Annotated in this window: 15 protein-coding genes; 8 read left to right on the top strand and 7 right to left on the bottom strand. The window is 38.7% G+C overall.

The features are described from left to right. Nucleotide 1: 1 nt before the first annotated feature. Together MHB39_RS07880 and MHB39_RS07875 are read right to left on the bottom strand one after the other, a co-directional pair. Entirely contained in the window at nucleotides 2-877 is an 876-nt protein-coding gene (locus MHB39_RS07880; protein WP_342546207.1) for a DUF2877 domain-containing protein, read from the bottom strand. 32 nt (nucleotides 878-909) lie between these two features. Continuing rightward, complete coding sequence (locus tag MHB39_RS07875; RefSeq protein ID WP_342546205.1) at nucleotides 910-1,518, bottom strand: ankyrin repeat domain-containing protein; 609 nt, start codon at nucleotides 1,516-1,518, stop codon at nucleotides 910-912. A 214-nt stretch (nucleotides 1,519-1,732) separates the two neighbouring features. On the opposite strand from MHB39_RS07875, the gene MHB39_RS07870 reads away from it, so the two are divergent. From MHB39_RS07870 to MHB39_RS07855, 4 genes are all read left to right on the top strand, one after another. Further along, nucleotides 1,733-3,451, top strand: coding sequence for a PucR family transcriptional regulator (locus MHB39_RS07870; protein ID WP_054550754.1), 1,719 nt, complete (start codon nucleotides 1,733-1,735; stop codon nucleotides 3,449-3,451). 132 nt (nucleotides 3,452-3,583) lie between these two features. Beyond that, nucleotides 3,584-5,341 (top strand): ABC transporter ATP-binding protein, encoded by a 1,758-nt coding sequence (locus MHB39_RS07865; protein WP_342546202.1) that lies wholly within the window; start codon nucleotides 3,584-3,586, stop codon nucleotides 5,339-5,341. 14 nt (nucleotides 5,342-5,355) lie between these two features. Continuing rightward, nucleotides 5,356-6,033 carry a response regulator transcription factor gene (locus MHB39_RS07860; RefSeq protein ID WP_257961392.1) on the top strand — a complete coding sequence of 226 codons (678 nt, stop codon included), beginning with the start codon at nucleotides 5,356-5,358 and terminating at the stop codon, nucleotides 6,031-6,033. After that, complete coding sequence (locus MHB39_RS07855; protein WP_208644728.1) at nucleotides 6,030-7,103, top strand: HAMP domain-containing sensor histidine kinase; 1,074 nt, start codon at nucleotides 6,030-6,032, stop codon at nucleotides 7,101-7,103. The genes MHB39_RS07860 and MHB39_RS07855 overlap by 4 nt, the downstream gene beginning before the upstream one ends. A gap of 24 nt (nucleotides 7,104-7,127) precedes the next feature. On the opposite strand, the gene MHB39_RS07850 is transcribed toward MHB39_RS07855, so the two are convergent. Further along, nucleotides 7,128-7,715 carry an NAD(P)H-dependent oxidoreductase gene (locus MHB39_RS07850; protein WP_004232802.1) on the bottom strand — a complete coding sequence of 196 codons (588 nt, stop codon included), beginning with the start codon at nucleotides 7,713-7,715 and terminating at the stop codon, nucleotides 7,128-7,130. A gap of 121 nt (nucleotides 7,716-7,836) precedes the next feature. Between MHB39_RS07850 and MHB39_RS07845 the strand changes: the two genes are divergently transcribed. Together MHB39_RS07845 and MHB39_RS07840 are read left to right on the top strand one after the other, a co-directional pair. After that, complete coding sequence (locus MHB39_RS07845) at nucleotides 7,837-8,274, top strand: MarR family transcriptional regulator (protein ID WP_342546198.1); 438 nt, start codon at nucleotides 7,837-7,839, stop codon at nucleotides 8,272-8,274. Nucleotides 8,275-8,756: 482 nt separating this feature from the next. Beyond that, nucleotides 8,757-9,560 (top strand): YqcI/YcgG family protein, encoded by an 804-nt coding sequence (locus MHB39_RS07840; protein WP_342546195.1) that lies wholly within the window; start codon nucleotides 8,757-8,759, stop codon nucleotides 9,558-9,560. On the opposite strand, the gene MHB39_RS07835 is transcribed toward MHB39_RS07840, so the two are convergent. Both MHB39_RS07835 and MHB39_RS07830 read right to left on the bottom strand, forming a co-directional pair. After that, nucleotides 9,507-10,820 (bottom strand): amino acid permease, encoded by a 1,314-nt coding sequence (locus MHB39_RS07835; RefSeq protein ID WP_342546194.1) that lies wholly within the window; start codon nucleotides 10,818-10,820, stop codon nucleotides 9,507-9,509. The two genes, MHB39_RS07840 and MHB39_RS07835, sit on opposite strands and share 54 nt — an antisense overlap. Before the next feature lie 17 nt (nucleotides 10,821-10,837). After that, entirely contained in the window at nucleotides 10,838-11,773 is a 936-nt protein-coding gene (locus MHB39_RS07830) for an arginine deiminase family protein (protein WP_342546192.1), read from the bottom strand. 123 nt (nucleotides 11,774-11,896) lie between these two features. Between MHB39_RS07830 and MHB39_RS07825 the strand changes: the two genes are divergently transcribed. Next, nucleotides 11,897-12,340 carry an NUDIX hydrolase gene (locus MHB39_RS07825; RefSeq protein WP_258860650.1) on the top strand — a complete coding sequence of 148 codons (444 nt, stop codon included), beginning with the start codon at nucleotides 11,897-11,899 and terminating at the stop codon, nucleotides 12,338-12,340. Between the two features lie 30 nt (nucleotides 12,341-12,370). On the opposite strand, the gene splB is transcribed toward MHB39_RS07825, so the two are convergent. Together splB and MHB39_RS07815 are read right to left on the bottom strand one after the other, a co-directional pair. Beyond that, nucleotides 12,371-13,399 (bottom strand): spore photoproduct lyase, encoded by a 1,029-nt coding sequence (gene splB / locus MHB39_RS07820; protein WP_036077599.1) that lies wholly within the window; start codon nucleotides 13,397-13,399, stop codon nucleotides 12,371-12,373. Nucleotides 13,400-13,411: 12 nt separating this feature from the next. Next, on the bottom strand, nucleotides 13,412-13,636 hold the full coding sequence (locus MHB39_RS07815) for a transcriptional regulator SplA domain-containing protein (RefSeq protein WP_016994319.1): 225 nt from the start codon (nucleotides 13,634-13,636) through the stop codon (nucleotides 13,412-13,414). Between the two features lie 371 nt (nucleotides 13,637-14,007). Between MHB39_RS07815 and MHB39_RS07810 the strand changes: the two genes are divergently transcribed. Beyond that, nucleotides 14,008-17,106: a copper amine oxidase N-terminal domain-containing protein gene (locus MHB39_RS07810; protein WP_342546189.1), complete on the top strand. Its 3,099-nt coding sequence runs from the start codon at nucleotides 14,008-14,010 to the stop codon at nucleotides 17,104-17,106. The last annotated feature ends 80 nt before the right edge of the window (nucleotides 17,107-17,186 follow it).

The raw sequence follows: 17,186 nt of genomic DNA, 5'->3' as shown, positions 1-17,186 counted from the left end.
ATTATCCTCCTAATTCTATATTGGCTTCTAAGCCACTTATCAGCCCTAAGGCAATATCTGTTCCTGAGGAGGAGCCAATAGCAAGCACCCTTCTCAGAGCCTCAATGGATTCCACTTCTGTGCCATATAAAATGGTGTGTATGAATGAACAGATGGACTCCCTTACTTGTCCATGTGCTGCCTTCTTCAATGTTGTAAAGCTAATCTCATTGGTCAAAGGCTGCATCACTTTGATGACGCTTTCACACAAAGGTTTATACATAGAACACGGGCTATTTTGTAAGTGAATGATAGCAAATAAGCCTACTAAAAAATCATCCCCTGATGGTGTTAGCCCTGGCCCCAAGCCTACTAAATCCGCAGCATATGCCTGAAAACGATCCAAACGTTGATTCAATATTTCCTCATAAAGTAAAGTTGTACGCTGCTGTAATAATCTCGATGTCTCCGCTTCAAATTCACTGACGGGTAACTCATTACGTTTGATACCGCCGCCTTTACCATGTAAATCAATGAATTGTTTTACACGAATCATATTCATTGTTAAACTTGTACGGTTTGCTGGATAAATTGGTAGCTGACATTGCCAATGAGTGGCTGTATGAATCGCTATTTGTAATTTTTCTTCTACTAATAGTTGATTATGGCGAACCGATACCCTGTCATGTTGCTGGATGTCCAGGTGATCCAATGTATCAAGATCAATGACAAGTGTATTGGGGGCCCGATCCATTGCCTTCGTAGCAAGTGTAAAAATTTCATCATTACCATCACTCCGTATATTTAAGGCATGTTTAAACACGCTGTGAACCGTTCCCGTAAACGTCGCCACTATTTGCTGCAGGAAATAATCATCACCCAATTTGGCATGTATCATATGTACACCCTCTTTATGTCGTAGGAGTACTACTATTTCGCTCCTGCTTCTAGTAGAATTTTTTCAATTTCAGTAAATCCTTTTTCTTTAGCCATTGTTAATGGTGTCACACCATATTGATCCACTAATTGTGTATCTGCTCCATGTTCAACTAATAGACGAACTATTTCTTGTTGCTTTTCTCTCCCATCATTGAGGAGAATGGCTTCAATCAATGGTGTCCATCCACAAATATTTGTATGGTTGACATTGATGTCTGTAGTCGTTACAAGTTCACGAACTACCTCAACAAAGCCCTTCTCACTTGCTGGATGAATCCCTACACCGCCAAAGCGTGTTAAACGCTCTAAATCTGTGTTTGCTTGTAGCATTATTTTCACAAGCTCTAACTTTCCATTTATACATCCATACAAAAATGGGTTTAAACAAATTTGATCTTGAAGGTCAATATCTGCCCCTTCCTGAATTAAAAATTTTACTGTTTCTAATTGATCATTCATCGCAGCAAGTAAAATTGCTGTACGTTTGCGCTTATTTTGAGAATTAATATCCACACCTTGTTGTAAATAACCTTTCAGAGCGTTATTATCACCTGCTTCAGCTGCAGTTAAAAATTCTGAGACCACATTCATATCTACCAATTTCATTCCTCCATTTCTCTGACCTATTGTTCATTTCAACTAAAAAGAAATAAACCGCGAGAATGTTACTACTTTCACATTTCCGTCTTACAAGCTTTATTTTATTCTCTTATGCCGTAGATATCATTGTTTAGCAAAACCAAAAAGAATGTAGATCATTTAGGCAATATGTACAATGTTTTGTGATAAGATTATGGCGAAGGAGTGAAATCATTTGCTAACAATTAAAGATATATTAGAGATAAAGGCACTTGAAGGAATTAAAATTGTTGCTGGAGAGCAAGGAATTCACAATGAAATTGCACTTGTGAACATTATCGAAAATCCCGATGCATTTGATTGGCTGACACCGAATGAATTACTGTTAACGACTGGTTACATCTTCCAAGATGACGAAGCCTTACAAAATAAAATTATCCAAGAAATCTCTAAAATCAATTGTGCAGGCCTGGTTATTAAAATGAGACGCTATTTACAAAAGACGCCTCAAAACATGATCGATATTGCCAATCAGCATGGATTGCCGTTATTAGAGTTACCTTATAATTACACCCTTTCCAAGGTCATCTCGATTATCAATGAAAAGGCATCTGGCCGTTATGATCTATTAAATAGAAAATCTTTGGACATGCACAATACGCTATTTAAGGTGGCGCTTGAAGGAGGAGGCATCGAATCTATTTCCTCTAAGTTAGCTGAAACAATTAATAACCCGATTATTTTTTTAGATAATGACTGGAATTTACTGCATTATACAGATCTTGATACGAATCCTGTGCCCCTTGCCTATGGCATTAATTTAAAGAAGAATCGTCCAACATTTTCAAAGGATTTTATAAATACCATTCCGAATGATCTCAATGAAATGCAAAAATCCATTACACGAATCTATCAGTTAGAAGATCTAGCCGTAAAATGTAGAATTCTTCCTGTTGCAGTAGCCAACTATATTTATGGCTATATTGTCATTTGGCAAACTGTACGGGATCTGAATGAGTTTGATTTCATCGTTTTAGAGCAAGCCTCCACGATTGTGGCACTAGAAAGGATAAAACAGAAGGAAATTGAGGGTGTACGTCTAAAGATTAAACAAGAGTTTTTTGATGATTTATTGACTGGAAAAATCACTTCGCTTGAAACGCTACAAACACTATGCGATCTCCACGGCTTAAAGATCAACCATAAATATTATTGCATCGTCATCTCTATTAGCCATGAAAATTTGCAAAACCAGCATGATTTAATTTCTAGAAAATACGAAACCGATAATATTGCAAAAAAATGTATGAATTTAATTTATGAGCACTCTAGCACAATTAATGGGGAAATTACATGCCTTTATCGCAACAATCAAATCATTATATTAGTTGGACAGCAAGACAGCAAACAAGATTTCACGATCAATGAAACAAAGCAATACGCAGAAAACATTCTCCAATTATTAGTACAGCAACATACGCAAAGCTCTTTCTTAATGGGAATTGGCAAAGAATATAAACATATACGTTTTGTCCATAAAAGCTTTGCAGAGGCACATGAAGCTCTCCGTCTTATGCACCGCTTCGAAGAGCGTGGGGCAGTGGCTCATTATGCGGATCACTCCATTTATCATTTTTTAGACTCCAATATTAATGAAGTGCAGCTAAAGGACTTTTTCTTAGAAAGCTTGGGTTCTGTCTTTGAGCACGATCTATTACATGGGACAAGCTATCTACTTACATTAGAAAATTACTTTATCAATCATATGAATATAAGTGAAACAGCCAAGGAAATGTTTATCCATCGCAATACGTTAATTTATCGGATTGAAAAGATTAAAGAAATTTTAAAAACCGATTTAAAAAGCTATGAGGAGCTGTTACAAATCCAGCTAGCCTTAAGAATCTATCGCTTGCTTGGTAAGTCTTTATACCACGATGAATTTGCAGACTAGTATCAAAAGGTGGTGATCGCATCACCTTTTTTTGATGACCATTCATTTCATATTCAGTTCATAAACGCATGCTATAGTAAAGCCATAGAAACGAAATACATTGTTTTTAGACAATGAAGGAGGCTTATTTCTTTGCAAGAAACATCAAATGATATGTCTAAACAAAAAGATTGGCGCCGTTTTATACAGTTAGTAAAACGTGCCGAACCACCGATATGGCTACTTGTCATCGCTTTAGTGATGAGTTTAGCAACAACAGGTGTAGGGTTTATTGTTCCATTATTTACAAAACAATTAGTGGATGGCTTTTCGTTAGAATCGCTTAATTATTGGCAAATTATTGTATTGGGTATTGCCTTTATCGCACAGGCTATTGCCAGTGGATTATCCATCTATTATTTAAATCGAGTTGGACATCATGTTGTGGCAAAATTACGTGACCAGCTATGGCGAAAGCTGTTGCATTTACCAATCCCCTATTATGATGAACATGATACAGGCGAAACATTGAGCCGTGTTACGAATGACACAGGGGTTGTGAAAGAGCTTATAACAGAGCATTTAGCAAACTGTTTATCTGGCGTTATCTCCATAATAGGTTCTATTATCATTCTTCTATTTTTAGATTGGAAAATGACATTAGTCATGCTGATTGCCGTACCACTGGCTATGGTGATCTTAATGTTGTTAGGGCGACGCATGTTTGTGATTTCAAAAGGGATGCAAGATGAAACAGCAAAATTTACGTCTGTATTAAATCAAGTTTTACCTGAAACGCGCCTAGTCAAGGCTTCAAATGCTGAGCAAATTGAATATGAGCGTGGAAAAAAGGGCATTACTAATCTCTTTACATTTGGCTTAAAAGAAGCAAAAATTCATGCACTGATTTCCCCGCTGATTTCATTCGTTCTGATGTCTGTGCTTGTAGCTATTATTGGCTATGGTGGTGTCCGTGTTTCCTCTGGAGAGCTGACGGCTGGCGATATGGTGGCATTTATTTTATATTTAATCCAAATCATTATGCCAATGACGCAATTAACGATGTTCTTTACCCAGCTCCAAAAAGCCATGGGTGCTACAGAACGAATTAGTGCATTGCTTGAATACGAGGAAGAACATATTGAAGAAGGCTTAACAGTAGAAAAAGTAGATCAACCCATTTATCTTAAAAATGTTGATTTTTCTTATGGTGAGGAACCCATTTTATCCGATATTAACTTCACAATTGAGCCAGGCAAAGTAACAGCCATCGTTGGACCAAGCGGCGGCGGTAAAACAACCACATTTTCACTGCTAGAACGATATTATCGGCCAACGAACGGCAGTATCACACTAGGAGATACACCAATCGAAACATTCTCACTCCACTCTTGGCGCAGTCAAATCGGCTATGTGGCGCAGGAAAGTGCCCTGCTCTCAGGTACGATTCGAGAAAACATTTGCTATGGTATAGACCGTGAAGTGCAAGATGATGAGCTAGAAAAAGTGGCTAAAATGGCCTATGCAGATCAATTTATTAACGAGCTTCCAGACAAGTTTGACACTGAAGTTGGAGAACGAGGCATCAAGCTGTCAGGAGGACAACGTCAACGTATCTCTATCGCAAGAGCGCTCTTACGTAATCCGCAAATATTAATGCTGGATGAAGCAACATCAAGCTTAGATAGTAAATCAGAAATTTATGTACAAAAGGCATTAGACAACTTAATGCAAGGGCGCACAACACTAGTCATTGCGCACCGTTTATCGACAGTGGTAGATGCCGATCAAATATTGTTTATCGAGAAAGGGCATATTACAGGCTGTGGTACACACGAAACTCTCTTTGAAACACATGCTATGTATCGTGAGTTTGCCATGCAGCAATTACGCATTAAAGACGTTGAATAAAGGGGTTTGTTGAGATGACAAAACTATTAGTCGTGGATGATGATGCACATATTCGAGAATTGGTAAAAGTGTTTCTGCAAAATGAGGGCTTAGAGGTGATAGAGGCTATCGATGGTGTTGATGCACTGACTAAATTAGACACTGAAAAAGTCGATATGGTCGTGATGGACATTATGATGCCCAATATGGATGGCTGGGCATTATGTGAGGAAATACGTTCATTCAATACAGATCTACCAATCCTTATGCTTACAGCTAAAGGAGAAACCTCTCAAAAAATCAAGGGCTTTCATTTAGGGACAGATGATTATCTTGTGAAGCCATTCGAGCCTGCCGAGCTAATCGTACGTGTTAAGTCTATTTTAAAAAGATATCGTATCTCCCTTTCTCAAGTTGTAGAGGCTGGAAATGTCAAATTAAATCGCCATACACATGAAGTGGAAATGAACGGCGAGACGATTCTCCTTCGTTTGAAGGAGTTCGAGCTATTATTTACACTTGCAAGCTATGTTGGCAAAACCTTTTCCCGTGAACAGTTGATCGAAGAAATCTGGGGCTACGACTATGAGGGAGATGAACGAACAGTTGATGTCCATATCAAAAGAATACGAGAACGCTTTCCACAGGAGACGAGCGGCTTTGTCATTCGCACCATTCGTGGTCTTGGTTACCGCCTGGAACTAGACACATGAGAAAACGAAGATTCTTGTTAAGATTAGCGCTGGTCTTTTGCCTGTTTCTGATTGCAAACACCGTTTTCGCTTTTATTTCCTATCATGTAACTTCATGGCTGTATGGACGGTTAGGAACTGAGCCTCATGGATTTTGGCTACAACTAGCAACAGTGATTGGGGTGTTTGCACTCTTTGCCTGTTCAGCTGCCATTATCTTTTTAATCGGACTAAATCGACAACGTAACTATTGGGATACGATTGTAGATGCATTAAGCCGCATGGCAAAAGGTGATTTTGATGTTCAGCTGGATTTGAGAGCAGATGAGGAGGATCAATTTGGGCAATTGATTCATGGTATTAATCATATGGCTGTTGAGTTAGGTGAACTGGAAAGAATGCGTCAGGAGTTCATTTCCAATGTCTCCCATGAAATTCAATCACCTTTAACGTCTATTAATGGCTTTGCCAAGGCTTTGAAAAATATTAACCTACCTGAAGAAAAACGTCAGCATTATTTAGCTATAATTGAATTAGAAAGTAATCGTTTATCAAAAATTAGCGACAATTTGCTCAAGCTAACTTCCTTAGAATCGCAGCACCATCCATTTGAGCCTATAACTTATCGACTCGATAAACAATTACGCAATGTTGTGCTGGCACTAGAACCGAATTGGTTAGCCAAACAGATTGACTTTGATCTCGATCTTGATAACCTGAGCATCACTGCAGATGAGGATTTGATGAATCAAGTCTGGATGAATTTGCTGACAAACAGTATTAAGTTTACACCTACCAATGGAACCATCTCATTATCTATGAAAAAGCAGTTCGACACGATAACCGTTCAGGTTCAAGATACTGGCATAGGCTTAACCGAAGAACAACAAAAGCATATTTTCGAAAGGTTTTATAAGGCCGATCAATCGCGAACTGCTGGAAATGGCGGTAGCGGATTAGGGCTAGCCATTGTCAAAAAAATAATTGAGATGCATCATGGAACCATTGCTGTAGAAAGCAAAATAGCAGAATATACAAGATTTTTGATTACTGTCCCCATCGACAGTACGCCAACTCATGCAAACGACTAACCCCGTCTGCATGAGTTATTTTTTCTAGTATGCTACTTTACTAAAATATCGATATACTTTATTTAGTTTCTGCTGTTGCTTCCCCTTTTTACTTTCCATATTACCAAACTCAAAAAACTTCACTTTTTTCATTCCAACAAATTTAAACAACGCCCTTTTCATTAAAATTTTATGTGCATTGTTCAACCATAAAAATGGATAATTGGTTGGCCCCTTCATCGTGGACACACAGACTACAGACTTCCCTTTTAAAAGACCCTCTGGAAATAAACCCTTTGTATCTCGATAAGCAAAATTTGCTGCAAATAATTGGTCGATATATCCTAACAGCATGGCTGGCGGTCTCCCCCACCAGATCGGATAAACAAATACAATTTGATCTGCCCAAGAGAGCTGTTGGCGGTATTTTTCCATTTTCGGATCCCGATACATATCACGACGTCGTTTATGTTCATGGAAAATTAAGCGTGGATCGAACTCTTCTTCATATAAATCTAGTATCTGAATCTCCTCGATGGCAGGATTCTCTCGACACCCCTTTATCACTTCTTGTAAAAAAGCATAATTTAAACTTTTATGGTTGGGATATGTATAAACAATTAACGTTTTCATTGTGCGCCTCCTCATTACTTATCATTTGATAACAAAATAATAATTCATTTCATTTTAGTTGTCAAATGATAATTGTTTTAGGACAAGTTATTTGTTATCTTGACAGTAAGAGGTGATCCCATTGAATAAAAGCGCTTTATTTCATCAGTTTGTAGCATTTACAGCCACAATCCATCAAGTGACACATGATCTCACACAAAATGTTAACACTGCGAATATCACACCGCTACAATATAAAATTCTTGAATATATTAAAGTAAGCCAACCTGTCACACCAACGGAAATCAGTGAATGTCAGCATATGTCCCTACCCAACACAAGCCGTGAACTTCGGAAATTGCAGGAACGGCAGCTAATCGAAAAATTTAACGACACAGCCGACCGCAGAAAGCAGTATGTCCGTTTATCCAAAGAGGGTGAAAAAATGATGGAGGAGGCATTTGCCTGTATCGAAGAGCGCTTTTTACAGCTTATTCAACACGCAACACAGGATGATCTAGAGGACATCCAACATGCTCTAACCATTTTAGAGGAAAAGGTTTTACAGCAAAACGGCTAAGACCATGCTGCTTTTCGGGAGTGGTGATCGCTACTATTGGAGAAGCAGGAGGCGAGATCTTTTTTGACTGAAATTGCTCTTGCTTTGGTTTGAAGTGATCATTTTTTTCAAAACCGATCTTTCCTTTGCTCTAAGTGATCACTTTTCAATCGCTACCGCTCTTTCTTTGGTTTAAAGTGCTCGCTTCTGATTCAAAGCCGCTCTTTTATTGGCTTGAAGCACTCTCTTTTCATGCAAAGCCGCTCTTTCCTTGGTTCGAAGCGCTCTCTTTTACTTCAAATTGCTCATCTCCTTGCTCGGAGTGATCACTTCTAAACCAAAACTGCTCATTCTTCTTTAAGGAATTATTCATCTTACACGCAAAAAGGTTAGCCATAATTTGATTTGAATCATTAAAAATCTTTAGTGTCACGCACCACAGATTCGTAACCACTTTGTCTTTTCTTTAATAGTATAAAGGTGAGTAGAAGGAGGAGTCTCAAGTGGAAGTAGTGTTTGATCGGGAGTGGATTGAAGAACAGTTTGATACACTTCCATTATGGCAACGGTCAGCCTATACAGATTTTGCTGCCACGATTGCGGATGAAGCAAATACGTTTCCGTGTATACCAGCAAGAATGGGCTTTTTATCAAACCATTTGCGCTATAGTTTTGTCGGGGATCCACGGGAAGAGCAATCGATTAAAATGTTAGCACAATGCTTAAAGGACTATACGAAAGCATCACGAACTTTCGGGAAGTATACAACTCTTACTGTGTTCTTTCATACCCCTCACGATATGCAAGATAGCTTTGAGGTAGCAGATTATCAGCAGTTATTTTGGTCCATATTAAATAATTTAACCAATTTGGATGAGATGAATTGGCCTGAAGGAATACCAATGGAGCCAACTCACCATGAATGGGAGTTTTGCTTTCATGGTGAACCCTATTTTATCTCTTGTGCAACACCAGCCCATAAATTGCGAAAGAGTCGTCATTTTTCCACTTTATTAATGGCCATTCAACCCCGTTGGATATTCGATGATATAAACGACACCACAGCCTTTGGGCGAAAAATTAAAAAGCTCATTCGTCAGCGGATTGCAGACTACGACACAGTCCCAGGACATCCAGATTTGAAATGGTATGGGCAAGAAGATAGTTATGAATGGAAGCAGTACTTCTTAAGTGATGATAACCATAGTCCATCCAAATGTCCTTTTTTAAGGATGTCTCAGGAAAACGGTTCATTACGTAATATTTTTTTGCCTTTTCACAACAATCCAGGTCGCCACACTGATTAAGGCTATAAAGAGCAGGCTCACATAAAAACCGAGTCTGCTTGTTTTTTCACCTAAAGTTCCAGATACCGTCACAGCAATGAGCAACATCCCCATAGCATTCTTTACATGCCCCCACTTAGTTAACTCCATGAGCTTCCAGTAGGTCACTAAAATAAAAAGCCAATTATAGATCAACATTAAACCCGCCGCTGTAATCAAATATTCAAAGATTTTTTCTGGCATCAAAAAACCAATTACAATCGTAATTACTAGCCCACTCGTTAAAAATAAAAAGGCTGGAAAAGGAACTTTCATTTTTCCTTTCTTTGCAAGGACTGCCGGTGCATCATGATCCTCTGCAAGTGTAGTGAGAATGGTGATCACCGCGTAAAGCGAGGCCACCATCGTTGAAAAACCAGCAATGATTAGCACACCATTAAAGATATCTGCCACAAAAGGGATATGGTGTCCTTGAAGCGCTGTAATAAAAGGACTTTCATCAATCGAAAAGTCTTTCCACGAAACGAGTACTAATGCAAGGGCGATGGCCATGATAAAAATAACGGAAATCACGATCAGCATAATTCTCCCCGCTTTTGGCGCCTCTTTTGGATTTTTCAAATCGATGACCATTAAACCCATCACTTCAATTCCTCCGTAGGCATAAAAGGCATAAAGTAATCCGAGCCAAATACCTTTTAGTCCTTGTGAAAAAAATGCTTCATAATTAGCTTGAAGTGAAGCCATTGTAGTAGATGGTGTACCTCTCATGATGATGACCACTGCTACAATAATGAACATAATGATGGCAGCTGCCTTTAAGGCACCGAAGATATTTTGGAAATTTTCAAAGCCCTTCATGCCTGTGAGAATAACGACTAAACCAATAGCAGCATAAATCGATGCAGCAATCCACAGGGGCAGCACCGGAAACCAAAATTTCGTAAAAATGCCGAGCGCCATCAGCTGGCTTCCCATGATTAATAGCTCAGAAATCAAGTACACCCAGCCATTGCTAAATCCTGCCCAACGTCCAAAGGCTTGCTTGGCATAGGTACGAAAAGAGCCTTTATCTGGATTTTCCACAGACATTTTAACAAGTGCATCATACACGATATACGTACAAATGGCCGCTAATAAAAAAGGAATTAATACCGCAGGCCCACTTTTATGAATGGCCATACTTGTCCCAAGAAAAAAGCCCGTTCCCAAAGTACAACCGATTCCAAGAAGCGAAAGCTGCCACCAGGCCATACTTCCTTTAGCTGATTTTGAAGTCATTTGTTCTCAACCCTTCGTTACGTTCTTACCAATGGCAATGTCATACATCGAATGCCACCACCGCCTTTTTCAAGCTCAGTGACATCAACTTCGAGCAAGTTTTTATTCTTCAGCAGTGGATGCGCCAATAATTGTTGTTGTGTTCCCTGCTTGCTTATCAACAGTGTTTCAGGATTCAGGTTAATAAAGTTGATGTCTGGAATGGTCTTATACGAGTTCAGCCAGTAAACATCCAAACCATGACGCTTTAAAAATGACTCTACCATATCAAAACGACTGCTTTGAGCTGTTAACACCTGAATAGGAAAATGGCGTACAAAGCTTTTAGCAACAACCAGATTCGCGTTTACAACATTACAATTCATATCTAAATGCAGCGTATCATTGCTTTTCGGTAAATCAATTATGGCAATTTCAGAAAACCCCTCTTGAAAAATGCCTTCCTTTAAGCTTTCGATAGCTTCTATCGATGTTCTCATTCCAAGATTAATAAGCACAGCATCTTTATTTAAAATTAACAAATCTCCACATTCGAAGGAATGAAGCGGCTGCAAATTAGCTTTCCATTGTTGTGGTAACCATTTTTCTAATAGTGAATGTGCAAGAGGGTACTCTGGTTTTCTAAGTGAGCTTCCAGCATTTCCAAGTAAAAGCCGATTCCCAATGACACAGGCTAGGTCACGCACAAAATAACGATTGAGGAGCTGCTCACTTAATAGCTGCTGATCGTGGGCTAGTTCTCTTGCATAATCAAGTACATGTACCCCTGCGTTTTCGAATGTTGTCTTTAATGCCATGAAATTATCCATCGCCTTCTGATGGTTGACCGTATCACTCCAACCAACCTGCTCTGCTACTGTTAAATCCGTTACATCTACGAGTGAAGGTGCACAAAGCATCACTACTTTCAGTTCTCCATGTTCTGACCAACAATTTAGTTGAAATGAATCCATTCAAGTATTCTCTCCTTCTTCACAACAATCTATGTTAGCGTTACCATTGACTTTCGGATTATACAAGGATCATAATTAAGAAGAATTTACCAATTATAATTATTTAGAGAAAGGGGTGTCATTATGGAATACTATAAATTTTTAAGACAGTATGTAGGACACCAACCAATTATTTTACCTGGTTCGGTGGTTCTCATTCTTAATACTGAAAACGAAATATTACTACAAAAAAGATATGATGGCGGTTGGGGGCTCCCTGGAGGCTTAATGGAATTAGGCGAGAGCTTAGAGGATACTGCCAAAAGAGAGGTACAAGAAGAGACAGGACTAGCCATCACAGATTTACAGTTACTAGGTGTTTTTTCTGGTCCGGATTGTTACCTTAAAGTTTCGAATGGGGACGAATTATACGCCGTTACAGCAGTCTTCTATACAAGGAATGTGCTTGGTAATTTAGTGATTGATTACAATGAATCAGAGACAATGCAATATTTCTCTCTTTACCATTTACCAAACGATTTAAAAGATCGTCGATATATTGAACCATATATCACACAATTAATTTAGAGAGAAAACAAGCCGTTCTCTCTCTAATTGTCATGTAAAATATTCTAATTTTGCTTGAGGAAAAAATTTCTGCATATAACCATACAGATGCTCCTTTATATCTTCCTCTTCCTCTTTTTGATAGATATATTTACCAATGCCATATTTACCCCATTTATATCGTCTTACCGTCTCGTCGAGCTCTAGCTTTGTCATTGGATAATTTTTTTCAATCACTCGTTTGGCAGGCTTTGTAAAGCGATGTTGAATAAATTCAAAGGTGATGTCATTGCGCACATCCTTTGGCAATTCAGCATCCAATCGCTCAAACATATGATAATAGCCCTCCTGCCAGCCATCATGAAGATAGATTGGCGCAACAATAAATCCGAGTGGGTATCCAGCTCTTGCCACTTTCCCCGCTGCCTCAATGCGCTTTTCCAATGGTGATGTACCTGGTTCAAAGTGTTTAATGACATAATCAGCATTGACACTAAAACGAAACCTTGTCCGACCATTATGCTTGGCATCCAATAGATGATCCACATGATGGAACTTCGTTACAAATCGTAACTGACCTAGCTCACTTTGTCCAAAATGCTCAATGGCTCGCTTTAAGGTGTGTGTAAGATGATCAATTCCTACAATATCAGAGGTACAGGAAGCCTCAAAGCGTGTGATGTCAGGTGCTCGTTCAGCCATATAATGATCGGCCTGTTCTAGAATCTCATCGACATTAACATAGGTCCGAATATAAGGTTTGCTGCCCATCGTTGTTTGTAAATAGCAATAATGACAATGCCCCATACAGCCAGTCGCAAATGGGATGGCATATTCCGCTGAAGGCTTAGATGTATCAAATTTTAATGTTTTTCGAATGCCCACTACTAAGGTCGATTTTGCTACCCGATACTTTTGAAAATCATTGTCACCAGGTAGATTTCTCACTTGATTGTGCGAAGTTGTATAGCGAATTTCAATCCCCATCTGCTCAAATTTCTCTTTTAGCTCCTGACCTAGTGGATAGTGGAGAGCATCTGGCTCAAAATAAACAAGCTGAGGGGTAAACGGCTTCATCATGCGAGTCCTCCCTTAATGAAAATACTGATGATAGGCCTGTTCAGCCGCCATCTCACTTGCAAAAATTACCATGTCATTCGTAATTGGATAATATGTTTCAAATAAAAATAGCGCTAGCTCCTCTGGTTTTTCTGGATGATTCACTACTGCCGCTTCCTGTATATTCGTTACATCTTGAATATGTGGATTGCGGTAAAAAATATAAACAATATCTCCCACATCAAATGGTTGTTGCATCTCTTCACCTTCCTCTGCCTTTCCATTAGTTTGGTGAAAGTGTACAAAAAATATGTCATAAAAAATTTAGTTGGTAATATACATACAGTCGTGCAGTTATTTTAAGAAAATTGCACTTCCCGTAAATTGTAACACTTCAATTTAACCTGCTTTATTCAATTCTCCTACGTCGAATAGTGTGAGGTTATCCACTCAAAATTCCCTTACTCTTTTCAATCATCTTGTAAGGAAAGTAAGCCAGAATACGTATCAAAACTGCATGATGGTTAAATTTTCTTCAAAAGGTAAAAGGGTGAAACTTTTAGGATGCTCATACGTTAAATTAGATGTCATGCTAAGTCATTCAAATGGCATGAAGAAGGGTGGAATTTATGAAAAAAATATGGACTTTACTTTTTGCTGTGATACTTATTGTACCGTTAGTATTGCAGCCGGCAACCGCACAAGCGGCAAAAGCCATCACAATTAATGTGGATGGGGTGCAATTAAAAACCGATCAGCCGCCTGCGATGATTCAAGGACGTGTTATGCTACCACTTAGAGCGATCTTTGAAGCATTGAATGCAAGCGTAAACTGGGACCAAAAGACTCAAACAGTCACAGGGATAAAAGGTGATACAACGGTAGTTCTCAAGATTAAATCGAAGACAGCTACTATTAATAACCAGACAGTAACGCTTGATGTACCAGCACAGGTATTAAAAGGTAGAACAATGGTACCAGTACGCTTCGTCAGTGAAGCACTTGGGCAGGATGTTGATTGGAACTCGGAAAAACAGCAAGTATCTATTAAATCTGACACTCCAAGTAATATCAGTATTGCTCCAGCGAGCAATGTGTCAGTTCGAGATGTGAATGATCAGGGAGATGGGCGTGATCTTGAGGTTAGCTTCTCTAAATCGTCTACAGAATCATATGTAGATCATTATCGGGTTATGGTTGTGAAGGCTTCTAAAAGTTTTAATTTGTCATCAGCTCTTAAAGTCTCCTCTTCTAATTATTCGGTGGTATCGACTTCAAATGCGAATCGTGCCATAACTTTATTGCAAAGCTCACGAGATGTGGACGGAGACTACATAAAAAATGATCAGTCTTATGTGGTTTATATACTTGCCATTGGCAAAGGTTCTTATTCTAGCGTACTATCAACTTCTTCTCCGAAGATTACTCTAACAAACATGTCTACTGTTACAGCGGTAACAAATGTGAAGATTAGCGATATTAACGATTTTGGCGATGGACGTGATGTCTCAGTTAGCTTTACTCGTCCACAAAATGATAGCAATACTTCCAATTACCGTGTGTTTATAGTAAAGACCAAGGATGCTAACAATTTTAGTCTTACCACTGCGAATAATTTATCCAGCAATTATTATACAACAGTGGACAAATCGGGAAGCAACGGCAGTACGTTGATAGCAACTCTGTCTTCCTCAACACGAGATACTTCAGGTGACTTTATAAAGAATAACGAATCTTACACAGCGTTCGTTATGTCTGTAAGTAATACGAATTCGGGCATGAATAAACTCTCGCCTGCTTCATTATCAGTAACGCTTACTGTATCTACTCCAATTATTACACAAGTAGATGATGTTAATGATTTTGGCGATGGACGCGATTTGAGAGTTAGCTTCAACAAAATGTCTGATGAATCTAATGTTAACTCTTACCGAATTTTTGTTGTAAGAGCTAACAACTATACGAACTTCACATTGACTAAAGCCAACAGTTTATCTAACACTTATTACACACAAGTGAACAAAACAGGCAACAATATTACTCAGGTGCTCTCTGCAGGGGCAAAAGATACTGACGGTTATGCCATTCAAAATGGCGTTAGCTATCGTGTATTTATTATGGCAGTAACTAATAACTCTGCAAATAATGTGCTTTCTTCAGCCTCCAATATGATTACGCTGCTTAGCAACAACGTGGGTGCAGTGTCGAATATTATTGCCAGCGATGTGAGCGATTATGGTAACGGTCGTGACCTCTTTGTGTCATTCAATAAAGCTGTTGATGAGACACCTATTAATCACTATCGGATTATGGTGGTGCCAACAGCAAATTACAATAATTTTAGCCTGACGGATGCTAATAGCGTATCCAGCAGCAATTACACAACTGTTAATAAATCTGGGAAATCCACATATGAGCAAGCGTTATCTGAAAATACTCGGGATGTGCGCGGAAATACTATTAAAGAAGGTACGAATTACCGTATCTATGTACTGACTGTTGCCAATGGAAATACATTAGGAAACAATGCGCTAACTGCCGCAACGTCTACAGTTACACTAACTAAGAACTTCACTGTGCAAGCTGTAACTAATTTGAATGTTGCAGATATCGATGATAAAGGGGATGGCCGTGATGTGCAAGTAACATTCACGAAGCCTACAGATGAATCGAATGTTAATCATTATCGGATTTTAATGGTACCAACTGCATATTACAGTAGCTTTAATCTTTCACAAGCCAATAGTAGCTCTTATTACATCACAGAAAGCAAAGGTGGAAATTTAGCAGCAAATAGAACATTGGATGGGATTAGGGATGTACGAGGTAATTTTATTACAGAAGGAACTAGCTATCGCGTCTATGTACTGACTGTTGCAAATGGTAACTCTTTAAATGCCTACGCTCTATCCTCTCCTTCACCTGTGATTACAATTAGTAAAAGCAAAGCTGTTCAGGCAGTAAGCAATATTAATGTTAGCGATGTTGGTGATTATGGAGATGGTCGAGATCTACAGATTTCGTTTACAAAACCTTCTGATGAATCAAATATAGATAGTTACCGTATTCTAGTTGTACCTGCATCAAAGGCAAATGACTTTGATCTGAATACAGCTATTAGAGCAACTAATTATACAGGTTGGAGTAAAGGCCAGTATAGTGTGAAATTGGGGGCTAATAGTAGAGATACAGACGGAAGACTTATAACGAATGGCCAAGAATATCGCGTATATATCTTGTCTGTAGGTGGTGGAAATTCTAAGGAAATGTATAGCTTATCCTACCCATCTTCCTACATTGCTTTGGAAGACCTTTCAGCCCCTGGATCAGTGGAGAAAGTAACACTCAGTCTTCAGGGCGACGGATATAAATATAACAATATAAACATTAGCTTTGATGTCAAAAATGGTCAAAGCGTAACGGAGTATAGAGTGTTTATGTTACCTAAGGATAAAGCAGATAGTTTCAAATTGGAGGATGCTATTAGCAATCCAAATAGCACCAGAATTTATCCGAATAATCTCTCTAACGTCAGCCAAGCGCTAAGCATACCAGTAGATGCATTTGGTAATCAACTTGATTCATCTACAGAATATGTTGCTAAGGTTCTGACTTTGGCGAAAGGAACTTCTTCGCTATCGAATACATCCAATAATTCGGTGCAACTCAAGAAATCTCCTGATAATAACAATAATGAGGCACCCCAAGACCCTCAAATTAATCAATAGGTCAATTATTTTTTCATAGCTGGGACTCCTTATGGCGCTTCATGTACCATAAGGAGCCCTTGTTGTTTTGTAATTACTTT

This window comes from Lysinibacillus sp. FSL K6-4013 (genome assembly GCF_038630435.1).
Taxonomy (GTDB): Bacteria; Bacillota; Bacilli; order Bacillales_A; family Planococcaceae; genus Lysinibacillus; species Lysinibacillus boronitolerans.
This window is presented reverse-complemented; position numbering and strand designations above follow the sequence as displayed.

Bases quoted from the DNA above. Each gene is read 5' to 3' on its own strand.
- MHB39_RS07880 (WP_342546207.1), bottom strand. From the start codon at position 877: ATGATACATGCCAAATTGGGTGATGATTATTTCCTGCAGCAAATAGTG.
- MHB39_RS07830 (WP_342546192.1), bottom strand. From the start codon at position 11,773: ATGGATTCATTTCAACTAAATTGTTGGTCAGAACATGGAGAACTGAAA.
- MHB39_RS07825 (WP_258860650.1), top strand. From the start codon at position 11,897: ATGGAATACTATAAATTTTTAAGACAGTATGTAGGACACCAACCAATT.
- MHB39_RS07855 (WP_208644728.1), top strand. From the start codon at position 6,030: ATGAGAAAACGAAGATTCTTGTTAAGATTAGCGCTGGTCTTTTGCCTG.
- splB (WP_036077599.1), bottom strand. From the start codon at position 13,399: ATGATGAAGCCGTTTACCCCTCAGCTTGTTTATTTTGAGCCAGATGCT.
- MHB39_RS07860 (WP_257961392.1), top strand. From the start codon at position 5,356: ATGACAAAACTATTAGTCGTGGATGATGATGCACATATTCGAGAATTG.
- MHB39_RS07835 (WP_342546194.1), bottom strand. From the start codon at position 10,820: ATGACTTCAAAATCAGCTAAAGGAAGTATGGCCTGGTGGCAGCTTTCG.
- MHB39_RS07850 (WP_004232802.1), bottom strand. From the start codon at position 7,715: ATGAAAACGTTAATTGTTTATACATATCCCAACCATAAAAGTTTAAAT.
- MHB39_RS07810 (WP_342546189.1), top strand. From the start codon at position 14,008: ATGAAAAAAATATGGACTTTACTTTTTGCTGTGATACTTATTGTACCG.
- MHB39_RS07815 (WP_016994319.1), bottom strand. From the start codon at position 13,636: ATGCAACAACCATTTGATGTGGGAGATATTGTTTATATTTTTTACCGC.